The sequence below is a fragment of the Camelimonas abortus genome, from assembly GCF_042432745.1.
Classification (GTDB): Bacteria; Pseudomonadota; Alphaproteobacteria; order Rhizobiales; family Beijerinckiaceae; genus Camelimonas; species Camelimonas abortus.
The window spans coordinates 2681743-2701213 of the sequence record NZ_JBHLWR010000006.1 but is presented as its reverse complement, the minus strand read 5'-3'; the positions used below and the strand labels follow the sequence as shown (position 1 = coordinate 2701213).

Genomic DNA, 19471 nt, shown 5'->3' with positions numbered 1-19471 from the left:
CGGCCCCCGTCCGCTTAACATCCCCTTAAACCGCCACAATTAGCATCTCAATACGGAAGAGCCGCGCCTGTCCCGCCCCCGGGCGGACGTGCGGACGCGACGCTTCCCCCGGCCAGGAAACCGGCCGTTCGCGGGCGGCGCCGCGCGGGCGCGAACCTGTTTTCTGCCGGGACAAGACAACATATGGCGCGTTCCAACGGCCACGACAGGGTGGAGCCGCATTTCGGCCCCACCCGCGAAGATGAAGTCTCCGCCGGCGCGCCGGCGGCTCCGGCCCCGGTCGACCCGGAGCGCGACCGCCCGCCGCGGCGCGACCGGCCTGGCGGGGCGCGACGGACGGAGCCGGCGTTCGGCCCGCCCGCGGCGGAGCGCCATGACGGGCCAGCCGGCGGCTTCGCGCCGGAGCCGCCGCCGGCCCGTGCGGCCAGACAGGGAGCGCTGAGACGCGTGGCGAACAGAAAGGCGAAATCCGGCGGCCGCGGCCCGGCCCGCAATGCCTCCAAGCCGCAGAAGGCCCGGCGCCGGCGCTCGTTCATCGGCCACCTGTTCCGGCTGGGTCTGACGCTGTGCTTCGCCGGCGCGCTCGCCGTGCTGGGCGTGGTGGCCTACCATTTCTCGCTGCTGCCGCCGCTTGACCAGCTGACGGTGCCCAAGCGCGCGCCCAATGTCGCCATTCTGGCCGCCGACGGCTCGCTGATCGCCAACAAGGGCGACATGGGCGGCCGCGAGGTCCGGATATCGGAGCTGCCGCCTTACGTGCCGAAGGCGTTCGTGGCCATCGAGGACCGCCGGTTCTACGAGCATCACGGCGTCGATCCGCTGGGCGTGGCGCGCGCGATGCTGCGCAACGTCTCGCGCGGCGGCATCTCCCAGGGCGGCTCCACGCTCACCCAGCAGCTGGCCAAGAACCTGTTCCTCACCCAAGACCGCACCCTCTCGCGCAAGATCCAGGAGGTCATCCTCTCGCTCTGGCTGGAGCAGCGGTACACCAAGGACCAGATCCTCGAGATGTACATGAACCGCGTCTATTTCGGCGCGGGCGCCTATGGCGTGGAGGCCGCCGCCCACCGCTATTTCGGCAAGCCGGCGAAAGACCTCACCCTGGCGGAGGCGGCGATGCTGGCGGGCCTCGTGCAGGCCCCGGCGCGCCTCGCCCCGACGCGCAATCCGGAAGGGGCGCAGAGCCGCGCCCGGCTGGTGCTGGCCGCCATGGCCGACGAAGGATTCATCACCGAACGCCAGGCCAAGAACGCCCTCATGACGCCGGCCGTCGCGGTGAAGCCGGGCGCCGGCCGCTCGGCCAGCTACGCCGCCGACTATGTGATGGAGGTGCTGGACGACTTCGTCGGCAAGATCGACAGGGACGTGGTGGTGCACACCACCATCGACATGCCGCTGCAGACGGCGGCGGAGGCGGCGCTCAACGAGGAGCTCGGCCGCCAGGGCGGCAGGCTGGGCGCCACCCAGGGCGCGGTGGTCACCCTGGCCGCGGACGGCGCCGTGAAGGCGCTGGTCGGCGGCCGCAACTACGCCGACAGCCAGTTCAACCGCGCCACCCGCGCCCGCCGCCAGCCCGGCTCGGTGTTCAAGCCGTTCGTTTACCTTGCGGCGCTTGAAGCCGGCCTCACTCCGGACACGGTGCGCGACGACAGCCCCGTCTCCGTCGGCGACTGGTCGCCCGCCAATTTCTCGCGCCGGTACAGCGGGCCGGTGACGCTGATGACCGCCATGGCCCACTCCCTCAACACCATTCCGGTGAAGCTGGCGCTGGAGCTGGGGCCGAAGCAGGTGGTGCGGGCGGCGCAGCGCCTTGGCGTCACCTCGCCGCTGGCCGCCAACGCCTCGATCGCGCTCGGCACTTCGGAGGTGACGCCGCTGGAGCTCACCGCCGCCTACGCCGCCTTCGCCAACGGCGGCATCGGCGTGGTCCCCTACGTCATCGAGTCGGTCTCCACCCCGGACGGCAAGAACATCTACAAACGCATGCCCAACAGCCTCGGGCCGGTGATCAATCCGCGCGTCGAGGGCATGATCAACGCCATGCTGCGCGCGGTGACGACCTCCGGAACCGCCAGCAAGGCGAAGCTGCCGGGCTGGGACGTCGGCGGCAAGACGGGCACGTCGCAGGATTTCCGCGACGCCTGGTTCGTGGGCTTCACCAACCAGCTGGTCACCACCGTCTGGATCGGCAATGACGACAACAGCCCGATGAAGCGCGTCACCGGCGGCTCGCTGCCGCTGGACGTGTGGAACCGGGTGATGCCGGTGGCCTCGCGCAACCTCAAGCCGGGGCCGTTGCCGGGCGTTCCGTGGATTCCGGCGCCGCCGCCAGCCGGCCTGGTCGCCGCCAGCCAGCCGGACGCCGGGCAGGCGCCGCCGCCGGCCGTCGCCGCGCCGCCGCGGCGCGAGCCCAACTTCTTCGAGCGGCTGTTCGGCGGCTGAGCCCGCAGCCGGCGACGCGTGGCAGGACCGCGCGCGTGCCCTGGACATGCCCGGGACATCCTTGGGAGCGTGCGGGCGCAACCCTGGCGGCCGTCGCCAGTCGCCGTGGGGCGCGGCGCCCCCGCGGAATCAGGCGGAACCGGAAAAAGTCACGGAAGCGGCGCGGCGGGAGCGGGCGGCGTCCTGCGGGCGGCGGGCGCGGCGCCGTAGCGGTGCAGGCCGGCGCCGTGCTCCTTCAGCCAGCTCTCCGCGGCGTCGGTGTGCGGACACAGGCGATAGACCAGGGCCCAGAAACGGTCCGAATGGTTCATCTCCCGCAGGTGGCACACCTCATGGGCCGCCAGATAGTCCAGCACATAGGGGGGGGCCATGACCAGCCGCCAGGAGAAATTGAGCCGGCCGGCGGCGGTGCAGGAGCCCCAGCGGGTGCGCTGGTCGCGCAGGGTGACGCCGCGCGGCCGCACCGCCAGCCGGCTGGCGTAATACGCCACCGCCGCCTCCAGGTCGGCGGCGGCCAGGCGTTTCAGCAGCTCCTGGACACGGCGGGGGAAATGCCGCGGGTCGCCCCCGGCGATGATCATCGGCCCGCCGTCCCGCCCGGCGGCGATCACCGGCGTCGCGCGCGCGTCCTCCCGCCACACCAGCCGGTGGGGCGTCCCCCGCAGCGGCGCCACGGCGCCGGGAACGAAGGGAATGCGCTCCGGCACGCGCCGCACCCGGGCGGCGATCCACTCGCCATGGGTTTCGAGAAAACGCAGCGCCGCCTGCAGGTCGCCGCGCTGCGGCATGGTGAGCGTGGCCTCGCCGGTGACCTGCGACACCCGCAGGGTCAGGCGGCGGGCGTCGCGCCGCCGGCGCAGCGTCACCTGGCAGGTTTCCCCGCCGGCGCGCACCGACACGACCTGTTCTCCCGGAGAGCTTCGCTTGAAGAGCTGCATCGGCGCGACTGCCCGTGACGGAGGATGAGCTGATGGAAGCAATCCAGCCTATCACGCACATGTGATAATATCCACACGCTTGTGCTTGCGTCCGGATACAACTTCTGCGAGGCGTGACGTCCGGGCGGCGTGGACCCCGGCCGCCGGATGGCGTTCCGTGCGTCGACAGACCATAGTGGCGATGCGCCCGCCCGCGCAATGCGCCCGCGGCATGAGCCCGGAGCGCGCCCATGCGCGGCGCGGGACGCAGGAGACGGACCGCCGCCGATGCAATCCTCCGCCGACGCACTTCCGCATTCCCGCGACGCCGGTCTTGTCCGGCTCGACACGCTCGTCCGCCTGCGCTGGCTGGCGGTCACCGGCCAGAGCATCGCGGTGGTGGGCGTGCATTTCGGCCTGGGATTTTCGCTGCCCTTCGGCCTTTGCTTCCTGCTGATCGCCGCCTCGGCGTGGCTGAACATCGCCCTGCGGCTGCGCTATCCCATGAGCCACTGGCCGGGGCTGTGGCCGGCCACGGCGCTGCTGGCCTATGACCTCACGCAGCTGGCGGGGCTGCTTTATCTCACGGGCGGGCTGCAGAACCCGTTCGCCATCCTGTTCCTCGCCCCTGTGCTGATTTCGGCGACCACCCTGCCCCCGGGCGCCACCATGGCGCTGGGGGCGCTGTCGGTGTTTTACGCCACCTGCCTGATGTTCTGGCGCTATCCGCTGCCGTGGCGGCCGGGCGAGACGCTGGAGCTGCCGTTCGTCTACATCATCGGCATCTGGACCTCGATCACCCTCGGCATCGCCTTCACCGCCATTTACGCCTGGCGGGTGGCGGACGAGGCGCGCACCCTGGCGCGGGCCCTCGCCGCCACCGAGCTGGTGCTGGCCCGCGAGCAGCACCTCAGCCAGCTGGACGGCCTCGCCGCGGCGGCGGCGCACGAGCTGGGCACGCCGCTGGCCACCATCACCCTCGTCACCAAGGAAATGGCGCGCGAGGCGCCGCCAGGCAGCCCGCTGGCGGAAGACATCGCCCTGCTGCGCGAACAGGTGGAGCGCTGCCGCAACATTCTCGGCAAGCTCACCTCGCTCGGCTCGGACAGCGACGCCAATCCGCTGCAGCAGCTGACGTTGAGTCACCTGGTGGAGGAGGCGGCCGGGCCGCAGCGCCCCTTCGGCGTGCCGATCACCGTGGTGCGCGAGGGCGAGGGGCCGCAGCCGGTGTGCCGCCGCAATCCCGGCGTGATCTACGGCCTCGGCAACATCATCGACAACGCCGTGGACTTCGCCCGCAACGGCGTGACCATCGAAGAGCGCTGGAACGACCAGTTCGTCGAGATCGTGGTGCGGGACGACGGCCCGGGCTTTGCGCCCGAGGTGCTGCTGCGCATCGGCGAACCTTACGTCACCACGCGCGGCGCCGGGCAGAGCCATGCCGACGAGCCGGCCAGCGGGCTCGGGCTCGGGCTGTTCATCGCCCGCAGCCTGATCGAGCGCACCGGGGCGGAGATCGCCACCGCCAACGCGCCGCCGCCGGAGAGCGGGGCGGTGGTGCGCATCCGCTGGCCGCGCCACGCCTTCGAGCGCGGCGTTTCCGGAGCGTCCGCCTGACGCAGCGAAAGTACACAATCGTGACAAAATGTGCTCTAAGTCGGCGGCGAGAGGTCGCCATTCAGCCTGACAAGCCCTGACTGGCGTCATGGTTGACCATGCGGCGACATGAGGCGCCTCTGGCCGGCGACGCCCGCCGCGGATCCGCGGCCTGCGGATCGCGCGGACGCTGGCGCGCCCAGCACGCAGGTGAAAGCATGACCCAGGAACAAGCCAACGATCCCGCCACCGCGCCCCAGGGCGACCGGACGCTCCTGATCGTCGACGATGACCGGCCGTTCCTCAACCGCCTCGCCCGCGCCATGGAAAACCGCGGCTATCAGGTGCGCACCGCGGAGACCGCCGCCGACGGCATCGCCGCCATCGAGGCCGATCCGCCGGCCTACGCCGTGATCGACATGCGGCTGGGCGACGGCAACGGCCTGGACGTCATCACCAAGCTCAAGGAGCGCCGCGCCGACGCCCGCGGCGTCATTCTCACCGGCTACGGCAACATCGCCACCGCCGTGACCGCGGTGAAGCTCGGCGCCTTCGACTATCTGGCCAAGCCAGCCGACGCCGACGAGGTGCACGCCGCCCTCATGGCGCAGCAGGGCGGCCGCGCCCAGCCGCCAGAGAACCCGATGTCGGCCGACCGCGTGCGCTGGGAGCACATCCAGCGCGTCTACGAGCTGTGCGGCCGCAACGTCTCGGAGACGGCCCGGCGCCTCAACATGCACCGCCGCACCCTGCAGCGCATCCTCGCCAAGCGCGCCCCGCGCTGAGCGGGAGCACCCGGAGGGACCCGGGAAAACGGCGCGGGTAGAGCGGCGCAGGCGGAAGCCGGCGGGCGCGGGTCGCCGCCGGTTCCCGGCCGCTCTGGCGGCGCGTCAGTCCCCCGCGTCAGTCGCAGAAGCCGGCCGCGCCTTCCGGATCAGCCAGCCGGTGCAGCCGCCCGGCGGCGACGCGGGCGAAACGCAGCGTCAGCGCCCGCCGGCGCGCCGGCGCCAGCGGATGCGCCTGCGGCGCGCGCAGCAGCTCCGCCCCCCAAGCGTCGGCGACGAGCAGGCCGGCGTCCTGCGGCAGGATCTCCACCGGGAACTCCGGCGCCACCGCGAACAGGAAGGCGTCGCACCAGTTGCGGTAGTCCCGCCATTTGGCGTCGGCGCGAAAGTCGGCGACCGACGACTTGATCTCCACGATGGTCAGCCGCCCGTCCGGCGCCAGCGCCGCGACGTCGGCGCGGCGGAAATCCGGCAGCGTCAGCTCGCAGACGCTCACCGCGCCGAGGCTGGCGAAATGGCGCCTCACGCCGCGCTGGATGGCCAGCGCCGCCGGCGACTGGCGCCCGTCCGGCGGCAGCGTGAGGCGCGCGTCCGGCCCCATCGTCATGGTCATGGCCGCATCCGGCCGGTCACTGTTTCCGTCCATCGCTCCACGCGCGTCAGCGCCTGTCCTCCAGAATCATCGCCGCGCCCTTCTCGGCGATCATCATGGTGGGCGAATTTGTATTTCCCGAGGTGATTGAGGGCATGGCCGACGCGTCAATGACGCGCAGCCCCTCCACGCCGCGCACCCGCAGCCGCGCGTCCAGCACCGCGCCGGGGTCGCCGTCCGGCCCCATGCGCGCCGTGCCCACCGGATGGAAGATGGTGGTTCCGATGTCGCCGGCGGCCACGGCCAGCTCGTCGTCTGAGGTCAGGTGCGCCCCGGGCCTGTGCTCCTGCGGGCGGAAACGGGCCATGGCCGGCGCCTGCATGATGCGGCGGGTGAGGCGCAGCGAATCGACGGCGACGCGGACGTCGTCCGGGTGGCTCAGGTAATTGGGGTCGATCACCGGCGCGTCGGCGGCGGAGGGAGTGCGCGCGTGCGTCGAACCGACGCTCTTCGGCCGCAGGTTGGCGACGCTGGCGGTGATGGCCGGGAACGGATGCAGCGGCTCGCCGAAGGCGTCGAGCGACAGCGGCTGCACGTGATACTGGATGTTGGGCGTGGCGTGCTCCGGCGAGGAGCGCGTGAAGACGCCGAGCTGCGAGGGCGCCATGGTCAGCGGGCCCGAGCGCAGCAGCGCGTATTCAAACGCCATGCCGGCGCGGCGCAGCAGGCTGCGGTAGTCCTCGTTGAGGGTGCGCACGCCGTGCACGCGGTACACGGGGCGCAGCTGCAGGTGATCCTGCAGGTTCTCGCCCACGCCCGGCAGGTCCGCCACCACCGGCAGGCCGAGCTGCGCCAGCCGCGCTCCCTGGCCGACGCCCGAGAGCTCCAGCAGCTGCGGCGAGCCGATGGCCCCGGCGGCGAGAATCACCTCGCCGCGCGCCCGCGACACGTGGCGCGCGCCGCCGCGTGACCAGACCACGCCCACGGCGCGCCGCCCTTCGAACAGGATTTTTTCGGCCATCACCCCGGTTTCCAGCCGCAGGTTGGGCCGGCGCAGCGCCGGCTTCAGGAAGCCGCGCGCCGCGCTCCAGCGCCGGCCGCGCTTCTGGTTCACCTGGAAATAGCCGGAGCCCTCATTGTCGCCGCGGTTGAAATCGTCCACGCGCGGAACGCCGACCTGCTCCGCCGCCTGCTGGAACGCGTCCAGCGCCGCCCAGCGCACCCGCGGATACTCCACCCGCCACTCGCCGCCGGCGCGGTGAAAGGCGTCGGCGGGACGCACGTGGTCCTCCATGCGCAGGAAGCAGGGCAGCACGTCGTCCCAGCCCCAGCCGGGCAGGCCGCGCGCGCGCCAGCCGTCATAGTCCGCCGCCTGGCCGCGCATGTAGATCATGGCGTTGATGGCCGAGCAGCCGCCGATGACCTTGCCGCGCGGATAGTTCAGCGCCCGCCCGTTGAGCCCCGGCTGCGGCGTGGTGCGGAACATCCAGTCCGAGCGCGGATTGCCGATGGCGAACAGATAGCCCACGGGAATGTGGAGCCAGATCCAGTTGTCGCGGCCGCCGGCCTCCAGCACCAGCACGCGGTTGCGTGGATCCGCCGACAGGCGGTTGGCGAGCACGCACCCCGCCGATCCCGCGCCGACGATCACATAGTCGAAAACCGCGCCGCTCTCCGCCGCCGCGCCCGCGCCCTGCATCGCCATCGCTTTCCCCCCGCTCGCCCGGTTCCCGCCGCCTTTGGCTCACCATTATTCGCGCCGTCGCGGCGCGCAAGGCGCGGCCTGGCTCTTGCCGTCGCGCCGCCGCGATGCATTCTGCTGCGAAGCGCCGCGCGGGCAAGGCGGACGTCGCGGCTCCGGCCGAGGCCGGACAATCGAGCGGACGCGCCAGGGAGACACCACAGGATGGAACGGAATCCGGTTCGGCTTGTGTGGCGTAACAGCCGGCTGCCGCACGTGGCGGCGCTGCTGGTGCTTCTGCTGATGGCTCCGGTCAACTGGCTGCTGCTGGAGCTGCCGCGCATCCTGGTGGACGACGCGGTGCTCGGCGCGGCCTTCAAAACCAGCCCGACGGCGCCGTTCATGGCGATGAAGCTGGCGCTGCCGCGCCCGCTCTCCGGGGGCGAGCTCGTGCTCTTCCAGGGGGTGACTCTGGAGCGGCCGGGCTTTTTCGTCGCCGGCTGCGCGCTGGTGATCGCGCTTCTGGCCCTGCGCAGCCTGCTGATTTCGCTGGTCGCCTTCCTGCGCAGCGCCATCGCCCGGCGCATGGCGGCGCTGCTGCGCATGCGGCTGTTCACGCGCGTGGCGGCGGCGCGCGGCGGCGGCCAGGACGAGGCGGCGGAGGCGGCGCGGCTGGCCGGCTCCAGCCTCACCGCCATCGCCTGGTTCTTCGGCGACGCCATCATCGTCCCGGCCATGGCGCTGAGCCAGCTGGCCATCGTTCTGGCGTTCGGCGCGTCGGTCGGCCTGCATTCCGGCGCCATGCTGCTGGGGCTCACCCTGGCCAATGTGGCGGTGATCCTGTGGCTGGCGCACGCCGAGGACGCCCTGAACCATGAGACCGGCTCGCGCCAGCGGGCGGTGACCGAGGCGATGCGCGCCGCCGCCCAGCGCGCCGACGCCATCCGCGCCCACGGCGCCATCGCCGTGGAGGAGGGCTATTTCCGCTCGCTGCTGGCGCGCATTGACGCCGTATGGAGGCCCCTCACCCGCAGGGTGTCGCTGGCGGCGGCGGCGCGCGGCTTCCTGCGCGAGTTCGGACCGCTGCTGATGATCGCCTGGGGCTGCTGGTGGGTGATGGCCGGCCAGCTCACCATCGGCGGCATGGTGGCGCTGGCCTTCGCCTCGGTGCTGCTGCAGCGGCCGGTGAACGCGCTGGTCAGCTGGCGGCGCGAGCGCGACCAGGCCCGCGCCATCATCGCCGAGGTGGCGCGCGCCCACAGCCCGCTGCTCGTCCGCAGCGCCAGCGCCGGCGCGCCCGCCGCCGCCCCTGCCCTGCAGGGGCCGCTGGCGGTCCGCAACCTCGCCGCCTTCGATCCGGCGAGCGGCCTGCGGGTGTCCGGCGTCAGCTTCGAGACGCGCCTGCCGGCCCACGTGGCGCTGGTGGGCGAGGCGGGCTCGGGCGTGGAGACCTTCGCCGCGCTGCTGGGCGGCATGGTCAGCCCCTCCTCCGGCGAGATCACCGTCAACGGCGCGCCGCTGCAGGCCTTCGACGGCCCCGGCCGGGCGCGCCGCATCGCCTACGCAGGCGGCGCGCCGATCATTCTCGCCGCCAGCGTGCGCGACAACCTGCTCTATGGCTGCGCCGAATGGGATCCGGAGCGCGGCGGCCTGGTCAACGGGCCCGACGACGCCACGCTGCAGCGCGTCATCGCCGTGGCCGGCCTGCAGGACGCGGTGCACGCACTTGGCCTCGCCGCGCCGGTGGAGAACGGCGCCGATCCGGACATCGCCCGGCGCCTCATCGAGGCGCGGCGCGCCCTGCGCGCGGCGCTGGCCCGCAGCGACGCCGCCAGCCTCGTCGATCCCTTCGATCCGGAGGCCTACAACGTTCACGCCACCGTCGCCGAGAACCTGATGTTCGGCCTGCCGGTGGGCGACACCTTCAGCGAGGCCCATCTCGCCAGCCATCCGTTCATGCGCGCGGTGCTGGCGGCGGAAGACCTGGCGCGGCCGCTGGAGGAGATGGGCCTCGCCATCGCCCGCAGCCTGCTGGAGATGTTCGAGGGCGTGCCGGACGGGCACCCGCTGTTCCGCCAGTTCTCCTTCTTCCACCGCGGCGAGCGCGGCGCCTATGAGGAGCTGCTCGACCGGCACGCCGACGCGCGCCGTCCGCGCGGCGCCACGGCGGCGCGCGACCACGACATGCTGGTCAACCTCGCTTTCCGCTATGTGGAGACGCGCCACCGCCTCGGCCTGCTGGACGACAGCCTGAAGGAGCGCATCGTGCGCGCGCGCGTGGTGTTCCGCGAGCTGCTGCCCCGCGCGCTCGAATCGGCGGTGGCGTTCTATGATCCGGACCACCTGTGCCCGGCCGCCAGCCTCGCCGACAACCTGCTGTTCGGCCGCGTGGCCCATGACGTGGCCGGCGCCGAGGAGAAGGTGCAGGAAATGGTCACCGCCATCCTCACGGAAAAGGGGCTGGACGACCTGGTGTTCGCCTCGGGCCTCGCCGCGCGGATCAGCCCCGGCGACATGCGCGCCATGGCCGGACGCGAGCGGCTGCTCGACCTCGCCCGCTGCCTTGCGCGCCGTCCGGAAATGCTGGTGGCGACCGGCGTCACGGAAAGCCTCTCCGCCGCCCAGGCGGAAGCGCTGCTCGTCAGGCTGCGCGCCGAAATGGCCGGCCGCAGCCTGTTCGTCACCATGCGCAGCGCCGGGCTGGCCGCAGACATGGAGACCGTGGTTTTCGCCCGCGGCGCCGCGAACCGGGCGCCGGCGGCCATGACGGCGGCGTGAGGCGGCGCTCCGTGGCCGGCCGCGCGATGTGCGGCAGCGCACATGCGCGCGTGTCCTCCACGCCTAGGAAGACGCGTTCAACCTCCGGAGGACACCCATGAAGGGCCAGGGGCTCGCCGTGACATTCTGGGGCGTGCGCGGGTCGCATCCGGTATGCGGTCCGCAGTTCGGGCGTTTCGGCGGCAACACGCCCTGCGTCGAGATCACCGCCTGCGGCGAGCGTTTCATCATCGACGCCGGCACCGGCCTGATCGCCCTCGGCCGTACCCTGCCCTGCGACAGCCCTCCGGCGGAACTGCACCTGCTGCTCAGCCACCTGCATCACGACCACGTCTCGGGGCTGCCGTTTTTCCGGCCGGCGCTGCGCCCGCACAACGTCATCCACCTGTGGTGCGGCAATCTCGGCGGCGACACCGCCGAGGCGGCCCTCGGCGCGCTCTACCGGCCGCCGCTGTTTCCCGTGACGCTGGACATGCTGCCCGCGCAGTTCGTGCACCACGGCTTTTGCGCCGGCGAGACCATCACGCCCCGCGGCGTCGCGGTGCGCACCTGCCCGCTCAACCACCCCTCCGGCGCCACCGGCTACCGCTTTGACTGCGACGGCCGCTCCGTCTGTTACGTCAGCGACATCGAGCACGCGCCGGACGGGCCCTGCCCGCTGCTGAAAGCCTTCGTCGCCGGGGCGGATCTCGTGATCTATGATTCGATGTTCCTCGAGGAGGAATACTGCCGCTGCGTCGGCTGGGGCCACTCCACCTGGCGCGAGGGCCTGCGGCTGTGCCGCGAGGGCGGCGCCCGGGCCATGGCGATGTTCCACCTGCATCCGGAGCGCGACGACGCCGCGCTGGACTCCATTGAAGCCGAACTGAAAGCCGAATGTCCGGCCTCGTTCGTGGCCCGCGAGGGCATGCGCCTGACCTTCGGCTGAGCCAGCGGCGGCGCGTGAACGCAGCGCTGTCTCCGCCCCCGGACTTTATCCGCAGCGCCGCCGCCTGTATGGAGCGCGTGCGCGTCCTGCGAACGGATCCCCGGCCTGCGGCCGCCCGTCCCCGGCCGCGGCGCGCGCCTGACGAGACGCATCCGGGAGAATTCGGCGTGCTTCCCATTCTGGCCGTCGCCATCATCGCCGCGCTGGCCTCCGCGGCGCTGGTCATCGCGCTGAAGCCGCTGCTGCAACGTTACGCCCTGGCGCGTCCCAACGCCCGCTCCAGCCACCGCATCCCCACGCCGCAGGGCGGCGGAATCGCGGTCATCGCCGGCTGCGTGGCCGGGCTGGCGCTGGCCGGGGCGCTGGCGTGGCTGCCGCAGTCCTGGTGGCTGACGGCCGGCCAGCTGGCGCTGGCCATGACGCTGATCGGCGCGCTTGGCGCCGTCGACGACATCCGGCCGCTGCCGGTGGCGCCGCGCCTCGCCGCCCAGGCGCTTGCCGTGGCCCTGGCGCTGGCGGCGGCGGGGACGGAGGCGCGCCTTGCGCCGCAGCTGCCCCTGCTGGCCGAGCGGGCGCTGGAGCTGCTGGCCGGCCTGTGGTTCGTCAATCTCACCAATTTCATGGACGGGCTGGACTGGCTCACCGTCTCCGGCGTCGCGCCCATGCTCGCCGCCATGGCCGCGTTCGGCGCGGCCGGCGTCGCCGGCGGCGCGGCCGCGCCGCTGCTGGGGGTCGGCGCCGCGGCGCTGCTTGGCGGTCTTCTCGGCTTCGCGCCGTTCAACCGGCCGCCGGCGCGGCTGTTTCTCGGCGACGTCGGCTCGCTGGCCATCGGCCTCGGCGCCGCCTTCCTGCTGTTTCTGGTCGCCTCCGGCGGGGCGCTGGCCAGCGCGCTGCTGCTGCCGATGTACTACTGCGCCGACGCCACCATCACCCTCTGCCGGCGGCTGCTGCGCGGGGAGAAGGTGTGGCAGGCGCACCGCATGCATTTCTACCAGCAGGCGGCCGACCGGGGCGTTCCGGCCATCCGCGTCGCCGGCCTGATCGGCGCCGCCAACGTCGCGCTCGCCGGCCTCGCGGCGCTGGCGCTGGCGGCGGACGGCCTGCTGGCGCAGCTGGCGCTGCTGGCCTGCGGCGCGGTGGTCACCGGGACGCTGCTGGCGCGCCTCGCCGGGCGGCTGTGAGCGCCCCGCGACCGGACGCGGCGCCGGCGTCCGCCGCCCGTTCGCCCGCGAAAGGGGCGGGCTGCCCGCACGGGGCCCGTCCGGCGCGCGGCCTGCCGGCGAAACGGGCTCCCGCGCCGGCGCGGCCCGCATTATCGTGCCGCAGATCCGGCGTCCGTGGGGATCCGGGAATGCGCCAGGGCCAGAACAGTTTCTCCAGCCTTCAGGAAGCCGACATGTCGCAGCCGCGTTTCTTCCGCCTGTCCGGCGTCACCCGCCGTTTCGCCGCCGCCCTCGCGCTCGGCGCCGTCGCGGCCTGTTTCGCCGCGCCGTTCTCCGGCCTGCCCGCCGCGGCCGGCGAACGGGTCGTCCACATCTACAACTGGTCGGACTACATCGACCCGGCGATGCTGAAGAAATTCACCGAGGAGACCGGCATCGCGGTGGTCTACGACACCTACGACAGCAACGAGATCGTCGAAAGCAAGCTGATGGCCGGCAAGTCCGGCTATGACGTGGTGGCGCCCACCGGCCCGGCCCTGCAGCGGCTGATCCGCGCCGGAGTGCTGCGCGAGCTCGACCGGGAGAAACTGCCCAACCTGAAGCATGTGTGGCCGGAGGTGGCCGGGCGGCTGGCGGTTTACGACCCCGGCAACCGCTACGCCGTCAACTACATGTGGGGCACCACCGGCATCGGCGTGAACACGCAGAAGGTGAAGCAGGCGCTGGGACCGGACGCGCAGCTGGACAGCCTCGCGCTGCTGCTCGACCCGCAGAAGGCCCGCAAGCTCGCCGCCTGCGGCGTCATGGTGCTCGACTCGGCGGAGGACGTGCTGCCTGCGACGCTGCGCTATCTTGGCCGCAACCCCGACTCGAAAGACCCGGCCGACCTGCAGGCGGCGGCGGAGGCCCTCGGCAAGGTGCGCGGCGACATCCGCAAGCTGCACTCCTCCGAATATATCGCCGCCCTCGCCAATGGCGACGTGTGCATGGTCTTCGGCTTTTCCGGCGACATCCTGCAGGCGCGCCAGCGGGCGAAGGAGGCCGGGACCGGCGTTGACATCGCCTACATCCTGCCGCGTGAAGGCGCGCAGATGTGGTTCGACAATTTCGTCATTCCGGCGGACGCGCCGCACCCGGAGGAGGCGCACGCCTTCATCAACTTCATGCTGCGTCCCGACGTCGCGGCGGCCAACAGCAACTTCATCGCCTACGCCAGCGGCGTCGGCGACGCGCGGCCGATGGTGAAGCCCGAGCTGCTCAACGATCCCGGCGTCTATCCGGACAGCGCCACCATGGCGCGGCTGTTCACCACCATTTCGCCGGACGAGCGCGCCCAGCGGGCCATCACCCGGCTCTGGACGCGCTTCCGCAGCGGCCGCTGACGGCGCCGCCGCCGGCGCGCCGGAAACGCGCGCCGGAAACGATTGACGCAAACCGGCCACGATCTTTCAATACCGCGCTGCGGCAGGAGCGGCGGCGCAGGCGCTTTCGCCCGCCGGCAGGCCGCGGCGCGCACTGGACGGCAGGGCTGCCGCCCTCCATATGCTGCGCCGGACCGTCGAAAACAGCGGACGCCGGGGCCTTCCCCGTCTCCGGCCGGCAGGCGCCGGCGGAGCCCGGAAACGGCCGCGCCGTTCAGTGATTGACAGCGTCGGGCGCCTTCACTTAACGGGAACGCTCGCAATTTCCGAAAGAGAGTCTGCCGTGGCAAAGCCGGAACTCGGGACAAAGCGGGTCTGTCCGACCACAGGCCGCAAGTTCTACGACCTTAACAGGGACCCCATCATCTCGCCCTACACCGGCGAGGCGTTTCCGCGCTCGATGTTCGAGCCGCAGACCAAGGGGGCGCGTCCGACCGCCGATGAGGCCGAGGACGACGTCGCTGATCCGGCTACCATCTCGCTGGAAGAGGCCGAGGCCGACGTGGCGGCCCTGGACGTGGACGTGGATGTGGACGTCGACGTGGACGGCGACAGCGACGCCTTCCTCGAGGAAGAGGAAGACGGCGACGACGTCGCCGGACTTATCGACAGCGACATCGACGACGAAGAGGAAATCTGAGCATAACCGCGCCGCGGCGCTTGTGCTCCGGAGGCGATGCGTATTATACGCCTCCCGTATCCGGCGACTGCCCCAACAGCCGCCGGCGACATGTGGGGTCATAGCTCAGTTGGGAGAGCGCTTGAATGGCATTCAAGAGGTCGGCGGTTCGATTCCGCCTGGCTCCACCAGTCTTCCCCTCCAGTGAGGGATGACGGAACCGGCCGCTGGCCGGTTTTTTTGTGTCCGCACGGCCGGGAAACGCCCGCCAGGCCCATGCCCTCTCCCCTCCCCGACGCCGCGCCCCTCATGTCCCGGGCTCGCCCGGCGCGCGCCGGCAAGCGGCCGGCCCCGTAGCAGCGGGCGGCCGCGCCCGCCCGTCCGCACGCCCCCCGCAGGCGCGGGAAGACTGGCCGGCGCGCGTTTGCGCGGCCCGAGGCGGTTCTGGCCGCCCCGGTCAGGCCGGGCGCGTGACGGCGCCGGGGGAGCCGGCGGGGGAATGGCGCACGGCCCCAGGGCAGGCAAAAGAAACAGGACGGGAGAGACTGCGGGACGGCGGGAAAGGCGGCGCACGCAGACGGCCGTCCGGCGGCAGGGCCGCGGAGGCGCCCACGCCGCGCCCGCCGCAAACAGCCCGCAGCGGCCGCGGCCGTTCGCCGGCCCCGTCGGGAGCCGCTCGCGCCGGGCGGCGCCCGCTTTCGCCGCAACGGACGGGCCGGAACGTGACGGAACGGCGACGCCTGCCGGGCTGCGCCGCCCCGGCCCGGACGCCCGGGGCTGATCCGGGCGTCGGCCAGCCTCCACAGGTCCCGCGGCGGCGGCGGCGGACGGCGGCGGCGCGCTTCGCGGCGGCCGCGCCGGCCGCCTGAATCCCGGCCGCGGCGCCGCCTGTCATCCCCAGTCATCAACAGGCGTGGGCCGCGGGGTGGGAAAAGTGTCGCAACCACCCACAAGCCCCCTTGTGTCGCAGGCCCGGTATGGGTATATCCCCGTTCGTCCACGGCGGTCGCCCCAAACGGTCGCCAGGCGATGTGGGGTCATAGCTCAGTTGGGAGAGCGCTTGAATGGCATTCAAGAGGTCGGCGGTTCGATTCCGCCTGGCTCCACCAGTCTTCCCCCTCGGGTGAGGGATGACGGAACCGGCCGCTGGCCGGTTTTTTTGTGTCCGCACGGCCGGGAAGCGCCCGCCAGGCCCGCGCCCTCTCCTCTCCCCTCCCCGTCGCCGCCCCGCCCATGCGCGGCCCGCAATGGCGGCGGCCGGGCCTGCGCCGCGCGCTCTGGCGCAGGCGGGCGAATGCGGCCAGGCTGGGCGCATGACTGCCGCGATTCCACCCACCCTCACCCGCCTCGCCCACGCCTGCGCCGAACGGCTGTTCGCGCGCAGGGAGACGGTGGGCGTCTCCGAATCATCCTCCGGCGGCCTCGTGTCGGCGGCGCTGCTCGCCGTGCCGGGCGCCTCGGCCTTTTTCTACGGCGCCAGCATCACCTACGCCCGCCAGGCGGCGCGCGCCTTCATGGCCGTGGAGCGCCTCCCGCCCGGCATGCGCAGCGCCACCGAACCCTACGCCCGGTTCATGGCCGCCCGCGTCAGCGAACGGCTCGGCGCCGTCTGGGGCATCGCCGAAACCGGCGCCGCCGGCCCGGCCACCAACCGCTTCGGCGACCCCACCGGCCACACCTGCGTGGCCGTGGCCGGACCTGTGAGCCTGTCGCGGACGCTCAACACCGGCGTCAGCGAGCGCGAGCCCAACATGGCGCTGTTCGCCGAAGCGACCCTGCAGCTGTTTCTGGAGGCGCTGGAGCAGGCCTGAGGGCGCGCGCCGGCCGGAACGCGGGCGACGCTGGCCGCCCGAGGGCGCGACGGGGCGCGATTGCGCCTGGAGAGGAGCGCGCAGGGGGCGCGCGTCGCAGGCCGGCGGCCGCTTTTCCTGAAAAAGAAAAGGCCCCGCCGGAGCGGAGCCCTGCGTTTCCGGCCGTCGCCCTGCCGTCGTTGCGGGCGGGTCAGCCGCCCGCCCGCGGCGGCGGCCGGCGCAGCGGGCCGATGGCCAGCGGCCGGGCGGCGCGGAAGGCGCCGCGGCGGATGGCCATGAAGGTGATGATCGCCGCCGCCAGCGTCGCCAGCCACCACGACTGGGCGTTGGCGTCGCCGAAGGAGGCGATGGCGAAGGCCGCGCCGAAACAGGCGACGATGCCGGCGGCCAGCGACGGGTTCTCCTGGCGGCGGGCGGTCATGATGGCGAAATACAGCGCCGCCGCCGCCGACAGCGCCCCCACCACGCCCAGCTCGTACCAGATCTCGAACGGCAGCGTGCGCGGCGCGTCCGGCGACAGGAAGCCCGCCAGACGCGAGCGGATGCTGGTGTCGAGGCCATGGCCCGTGAGCATGCGCAGCGGCTCGCGGCCGGTCTCCTCCGCCCAGGCGCGCAGCGCCACCGCGCCCGGATACATCGGCCCGTGGAAGAATTTCAGGAACGGCCGCGGGACAAGCGGAAACAGCGGCGCGAAGGCCAGCAGCGCCGGCATGACGATGGCGGCGAGACGCACGCCGCGGTCGCCGGTCAGCCGCACCAGGGCATAGAGCCCGGCGCCCACGGCCACCGCCAGCAGCGCGGCGTTCTCCGGCATCACGCAGGTCGCCACCGCCACCACCGCCAGCAGCACGCAGGCGCCCAGCACGCGGCCGCGGCAGGCCAGCCACGCCACCGCCGGCCACACCATCACCGCCAGCACCACGAGGCCGCGGTCCAGCGGATCGGCGTCCATCAGCTCGGCGTTGACGTCCTGGGCGCGGAAGGCTCCGAGGGCGATGGCGCCCAGCGCGCCGATGGCCACGCCCACCGGAATGAGATGCAGGTTGGCGGTGCGCACCCGCTCCGGCATGGCGGCGACGCCGGCGAGACCGATGAAGGTCATCCAGCCGATCTGCAGCACTTTCTCGGCGGCGGTGGCGGGAAACTGCGTCCAGGCGATGGAGAGCACCGCCCAGCCCACCAGCACCAGCGCCGCCACGCCGCCGGCCGAGCCGAACACGTTGCGCAGGAACGTCGCCGGCGAACGCGGCGCGCGGTCAATCAGGCTGGCCAGCGCCAGCAGCGCCACCGCCACCGGCGTCAGGATCACCGAGGCGCGCCGGGACACCACCGCGCCGATGGGCAGCAGGAACACCAGCACGAAGAAGCCGACGCGGCGCAGCAGCCGGGCTGTGTCAACCGTGGGATCGAAGCCCCCGCCGGCCGGGCTCCTGCCCGGCTCCTGCCCGGACCGCGCGCCCTGGCCCGCCGCAACGCCCGCGCCCTTCAGCACGGGACGGGTCGCCGGTCTGGAACTGCCTTGTGGCTGCATGTCGCTTCCGTCCGTCATCGCACCGCCGGCCGCAGGCGTTCGGCCTCCGCCCGCATGGCGGCCAGCGTTCTTTCGCATAGCGCCACCGGCGCGGCCGCGCCACCGGAGGCGTTGCATTCGTAACAGACACTTCCAGGCTGTTGCAAAAAAGCGCGGGCGCCGGCGGCGCCGGAGCGCGCCCGCGCAAGGAAAACGCCCCGCTCCGGCCGGGCGGGGCGCCAGTCACGCAGGGTCCGTCGCGCGCCGCCGCAGGATCAGGACCTGCCTTCCCGCAGGTAGTTGATGATTCCCGAGAAGTCGGTTCCGCCGAAGCCGGCGGCGGCGAAACGCTCGTAAATGGCGGCGGCGGCGGCGCCCAGCGGCGTCGTGGCGCCGGCGCTGGCGGCGGCCTCCTGGGCCAGCTTCAGGTCCTTCAGCATCAGCTCCACGGCGAAGCCCGGCCGGTAGCCGTTGTTGGCCGGCGAGGTCGGCACCGGTCCCGGCACCGGGCAGTAGGAGGTGATGGACCAGCACTGGCCGGAGGAGGTGGAGGCCACGTCGAACAGCGCCTGGTGCGACAGGCCCAGCTTCTCGCCCATGGCGAAGGCCTCGCACACGCCGATCATCGAAATGCCGAGGATCATGTTGTTGCAGATCTTCGCCGCCTGGCCGGCACCGGCGTCGCCGCAGCGCACGATCTTCTTGCCCATGGCCTCCAGCAGCGGCCGGCCGGCCTCAAACGCCTCCTGCGCGCCGCCGACCATGAAGGTGAGCGTGCCGGCCGCGGCGCCGCCCACGCCGCCGGAAACCGGCGCGTCCAGGGAGATCATGCCGGCGGCGGCGGCCATCTCGTGGGCCTTGCGGGCGCTGTCCACGTCGATGGTGGAGGAGTCGATGAACAGCGCGCCCTTCTTCGCCAGCGGCAGCGTCTCGCCCCACACCGCCAGCACCAGGCGGCCGTTGGGCAGCATGGTGATGACAACGTCGGCGCCGGGCACGATGTCCGCGGCGTTCCCGGACACCTCCACGCCCTGGGCGGCGGCGGCCTCGCGGGCGGCGGCCGAGAGGTCGGCGCCGCGCACCGTGTGGCCAGCCTTGACCAGGTTGGCGGCCATCGGGCCGCCCATGTTGCCGAGACCGATGAAAGCGATGGTGCTCATGTTTTTCTCCCCGAACCTCGCGGCCCCGCCGGCCGTCGCGCGGGCGCCGGCGGCCCCGTCCTTGCTGA

The 19471-nt window shown here is 72.7% G+C and carries 14 protein-coding genes and 2 tRNA genes; 11 read left to right on the top strand and 5 right to left on the bottom strand.

The features are described 5' to 3' along the window. Positions 1–183 precede the first annotated feature (183 nt). Positions 184–2442 carry a transglycosylase domain-containing protein gene (locus ACFFJB_RS13980; RefSeq protein ID WP_376832222.1) on the top strand — a complete coding sequence of 753 codons (2259 nt, stop codon included), beginning with the start codon at positions 184–186 and terminating at the stop codon, positions 2440–2442. A 149-nt stretch (positions 2443–2591) separates the two neighbouring features. Here ACFFJB_RS13980 and ACFFJB_RS13975 read toward each other — a convergent pair whose 3' ends face one another. Next, positions 2592–3380, bottom strand: a complete 789-nt coding sequence (locus ACFFJB_RS13975; RefSeq protein ID WP_376832220.1) for a M48 family metallopeptidase — start codon at positions 3378–3380, stop codon at positions 2592–2594. Between the two features lie 267 nt (positions 3381–3647). On the opposite strand from ACFFJB_RS13975, the gene ACFFJB_RS13970 reads away from it, so the two are divergent. Both ACFFJB_RS13970 and ACFFJB_RS13965 read left to right on the top strand, forming a co-directional pair. Beyond that, entirely contained in the window at positions 3648–4976 is a 1329-nt protein-coding gene (locus ACFFJB_RS13970) for an ActS/PrrB/RegB family redox-sensitive histidine kinase (protein ID WP_376832218.1), read from the top strand. A gap of 197 nt (positions 4977–5173) precedes the next feature. Further along, on the top strand, positions 5174–5740 hold the full coding sequence (locus ACFFJB_RS13965) for an ActR/PrrA/RegA family redox response regulator transcription factor (protein WP_376832216.1): 567 nt from the start codon (positions 5174–5176) through the stop codon (positions 5738–5740). Positions 5741–5858: 118 nt separating this feature from the next. Here ACFFJB_RS13965 and ACFFJB_RS13960 read toward each other — a convergent pair whose 3' ends face one another. Continuing rightward, on the bottom strand, positions 5859–6353 hold the full coding sequence (locus tag ACFFJB_RS13960; protein WP_376832215.1) for an MmcB family DNA repair protein: 495 nt from the start codon (positions 6351–6353) through the stop codon (positions 5859–5861). 46 nt (positions 6354–6399) lie between these two features. Beyond that, on the bottom strand, positions 6400–8031 hold the full coding sequence (locus ACFFJB_RS13955) for a GMC family oxidoreductase (protein WP_376832716.1): 1632 nt from the start codon (positions 8029–8031) through the stop codon (positions 6400–6402). Positions 8032–8238: 207 nt separating this feature from the next. Between ACFFJB_RS13955 and ACFFJB_RS13950 the strand changes: the two genes are divergently transcribed. The 8 genes from ACFFJB_RS13950 (at position 8239) to ACFFJB_RS13915 (ending at position 16733) form a co-directional block, all read left to right on the top strand. After that, positions 8239–10791, top strand: a complete 2553-nt coding sequence (locus ACFFJB_RS13950; RefSeq protein WP_376832213.1) for an ATP-binding cassette domain-containing protein — start codon at positions 8239–8241, stop codon at positions 10789–10791. A gap of 97 nt (positions 10792–10888) precedes the next feature. Next, positions 10889–11719: an MBL fold metallo-hydrolase gene (locus ACFFJB_RS13945; RefSeq protein WP_376832211.1), complete on the top strand. Its 831-nt coding sequence runs from the start codon at positions 10889–10891 to the stop codon at positions 11717–11719. A 167-nt stretch (positions 11720–11886) separates the two neighbouring features. Continuing rightward, on the top strand, positions 11887–12900 hold the full coding sequence (locus tag ACFFJB_RS13940) for an MraY family glycosyltransferase (protein WP_376832209.1): 1014 nt from the start codon (positions 11887–11889) through the stop codon (positions 12898–12900). A 215-nt stretch (positions 12901–13115) separates the two neighbouring features. Continuing rightward, positions 13116–14264 carry a polyamine ABC transporter substrate-binding protein gene (locus tag ACFFJB_RS13935; RefSeq protein WP_376832207.1) on the top strand — a complete coding sequence of 383 codons (1149 nt, stop codon included), beginning with the start codon at positions 13116–13118 and terminating at the stop codon, positions 14262–14264. Between the two features lie 322 nt (positions 14265–14586). Further along, the gene (locus ACFFJB_RS13930; RefSeq protein WP_376832205.1) at positions 14587–14943 is read left to right on the top strand and encodes a TIGR02300 family protein; all 357 of its coding nucleotides are present in this window, start codon (positions 14587–14589) and stop codon (positions 14941–14943) included. Positions 14944–15037: 94 nt separating this feature from the next. Next, a tRNA-Ala gene (locus ACFFJB_RS13925) sits at positions 15038–15113 on the top strand. An 842-nt stretch (positions 15114–15955) separates the two neighbouring features. Beyond that, positions 15956–16031, top strand: a tRNA-Ala gene (locus ACFFJB_RS13920). Positions 16032–16235: 204 nt separating this feature from the next. Next, the gene (locus ACFFJB_RS13915) at positions 16236–16733 is read left to right on the top strand and encodes a CinA family protein (protein ID WP_376832203.1); all 498 of its coding nucleotides are present in this window, start codon (positions 16236–16238) and stop codon (positions 16731–16733) included. 190 nt (positions 16734–16923) lie between these two features. Here the strand turns inward: ACFFJB_RS13915 and ACFFJB_RS13910 are convergent, their stop codons facing one another. Next, the gene (locus tag ACFFJB_RS13910) at positions 16924–18225 is read right to left on the bottom strand and encodes a peptide ABC transporter permease (protein WP_376832201.1); all 1302 of its coding nucleotides are present in this window, start codon (positions 18223–18225) and stop codon (positions 16924–16926) included. 293 nt (positions 18226–18518) lie between these two features. Continuing rightward, entirely contained in the window at positions 18519–19403 is an 885-nt protein-coding gene (mmsB, locus tag ACFFJB_RS13905; protein WP_376832199.1) for a 3-hydroxyisobutyrate dehydrogenase, read from the bottom strand. Between the last annotated feature and the right edge of the window lie 68 nt (positions 19404–19471).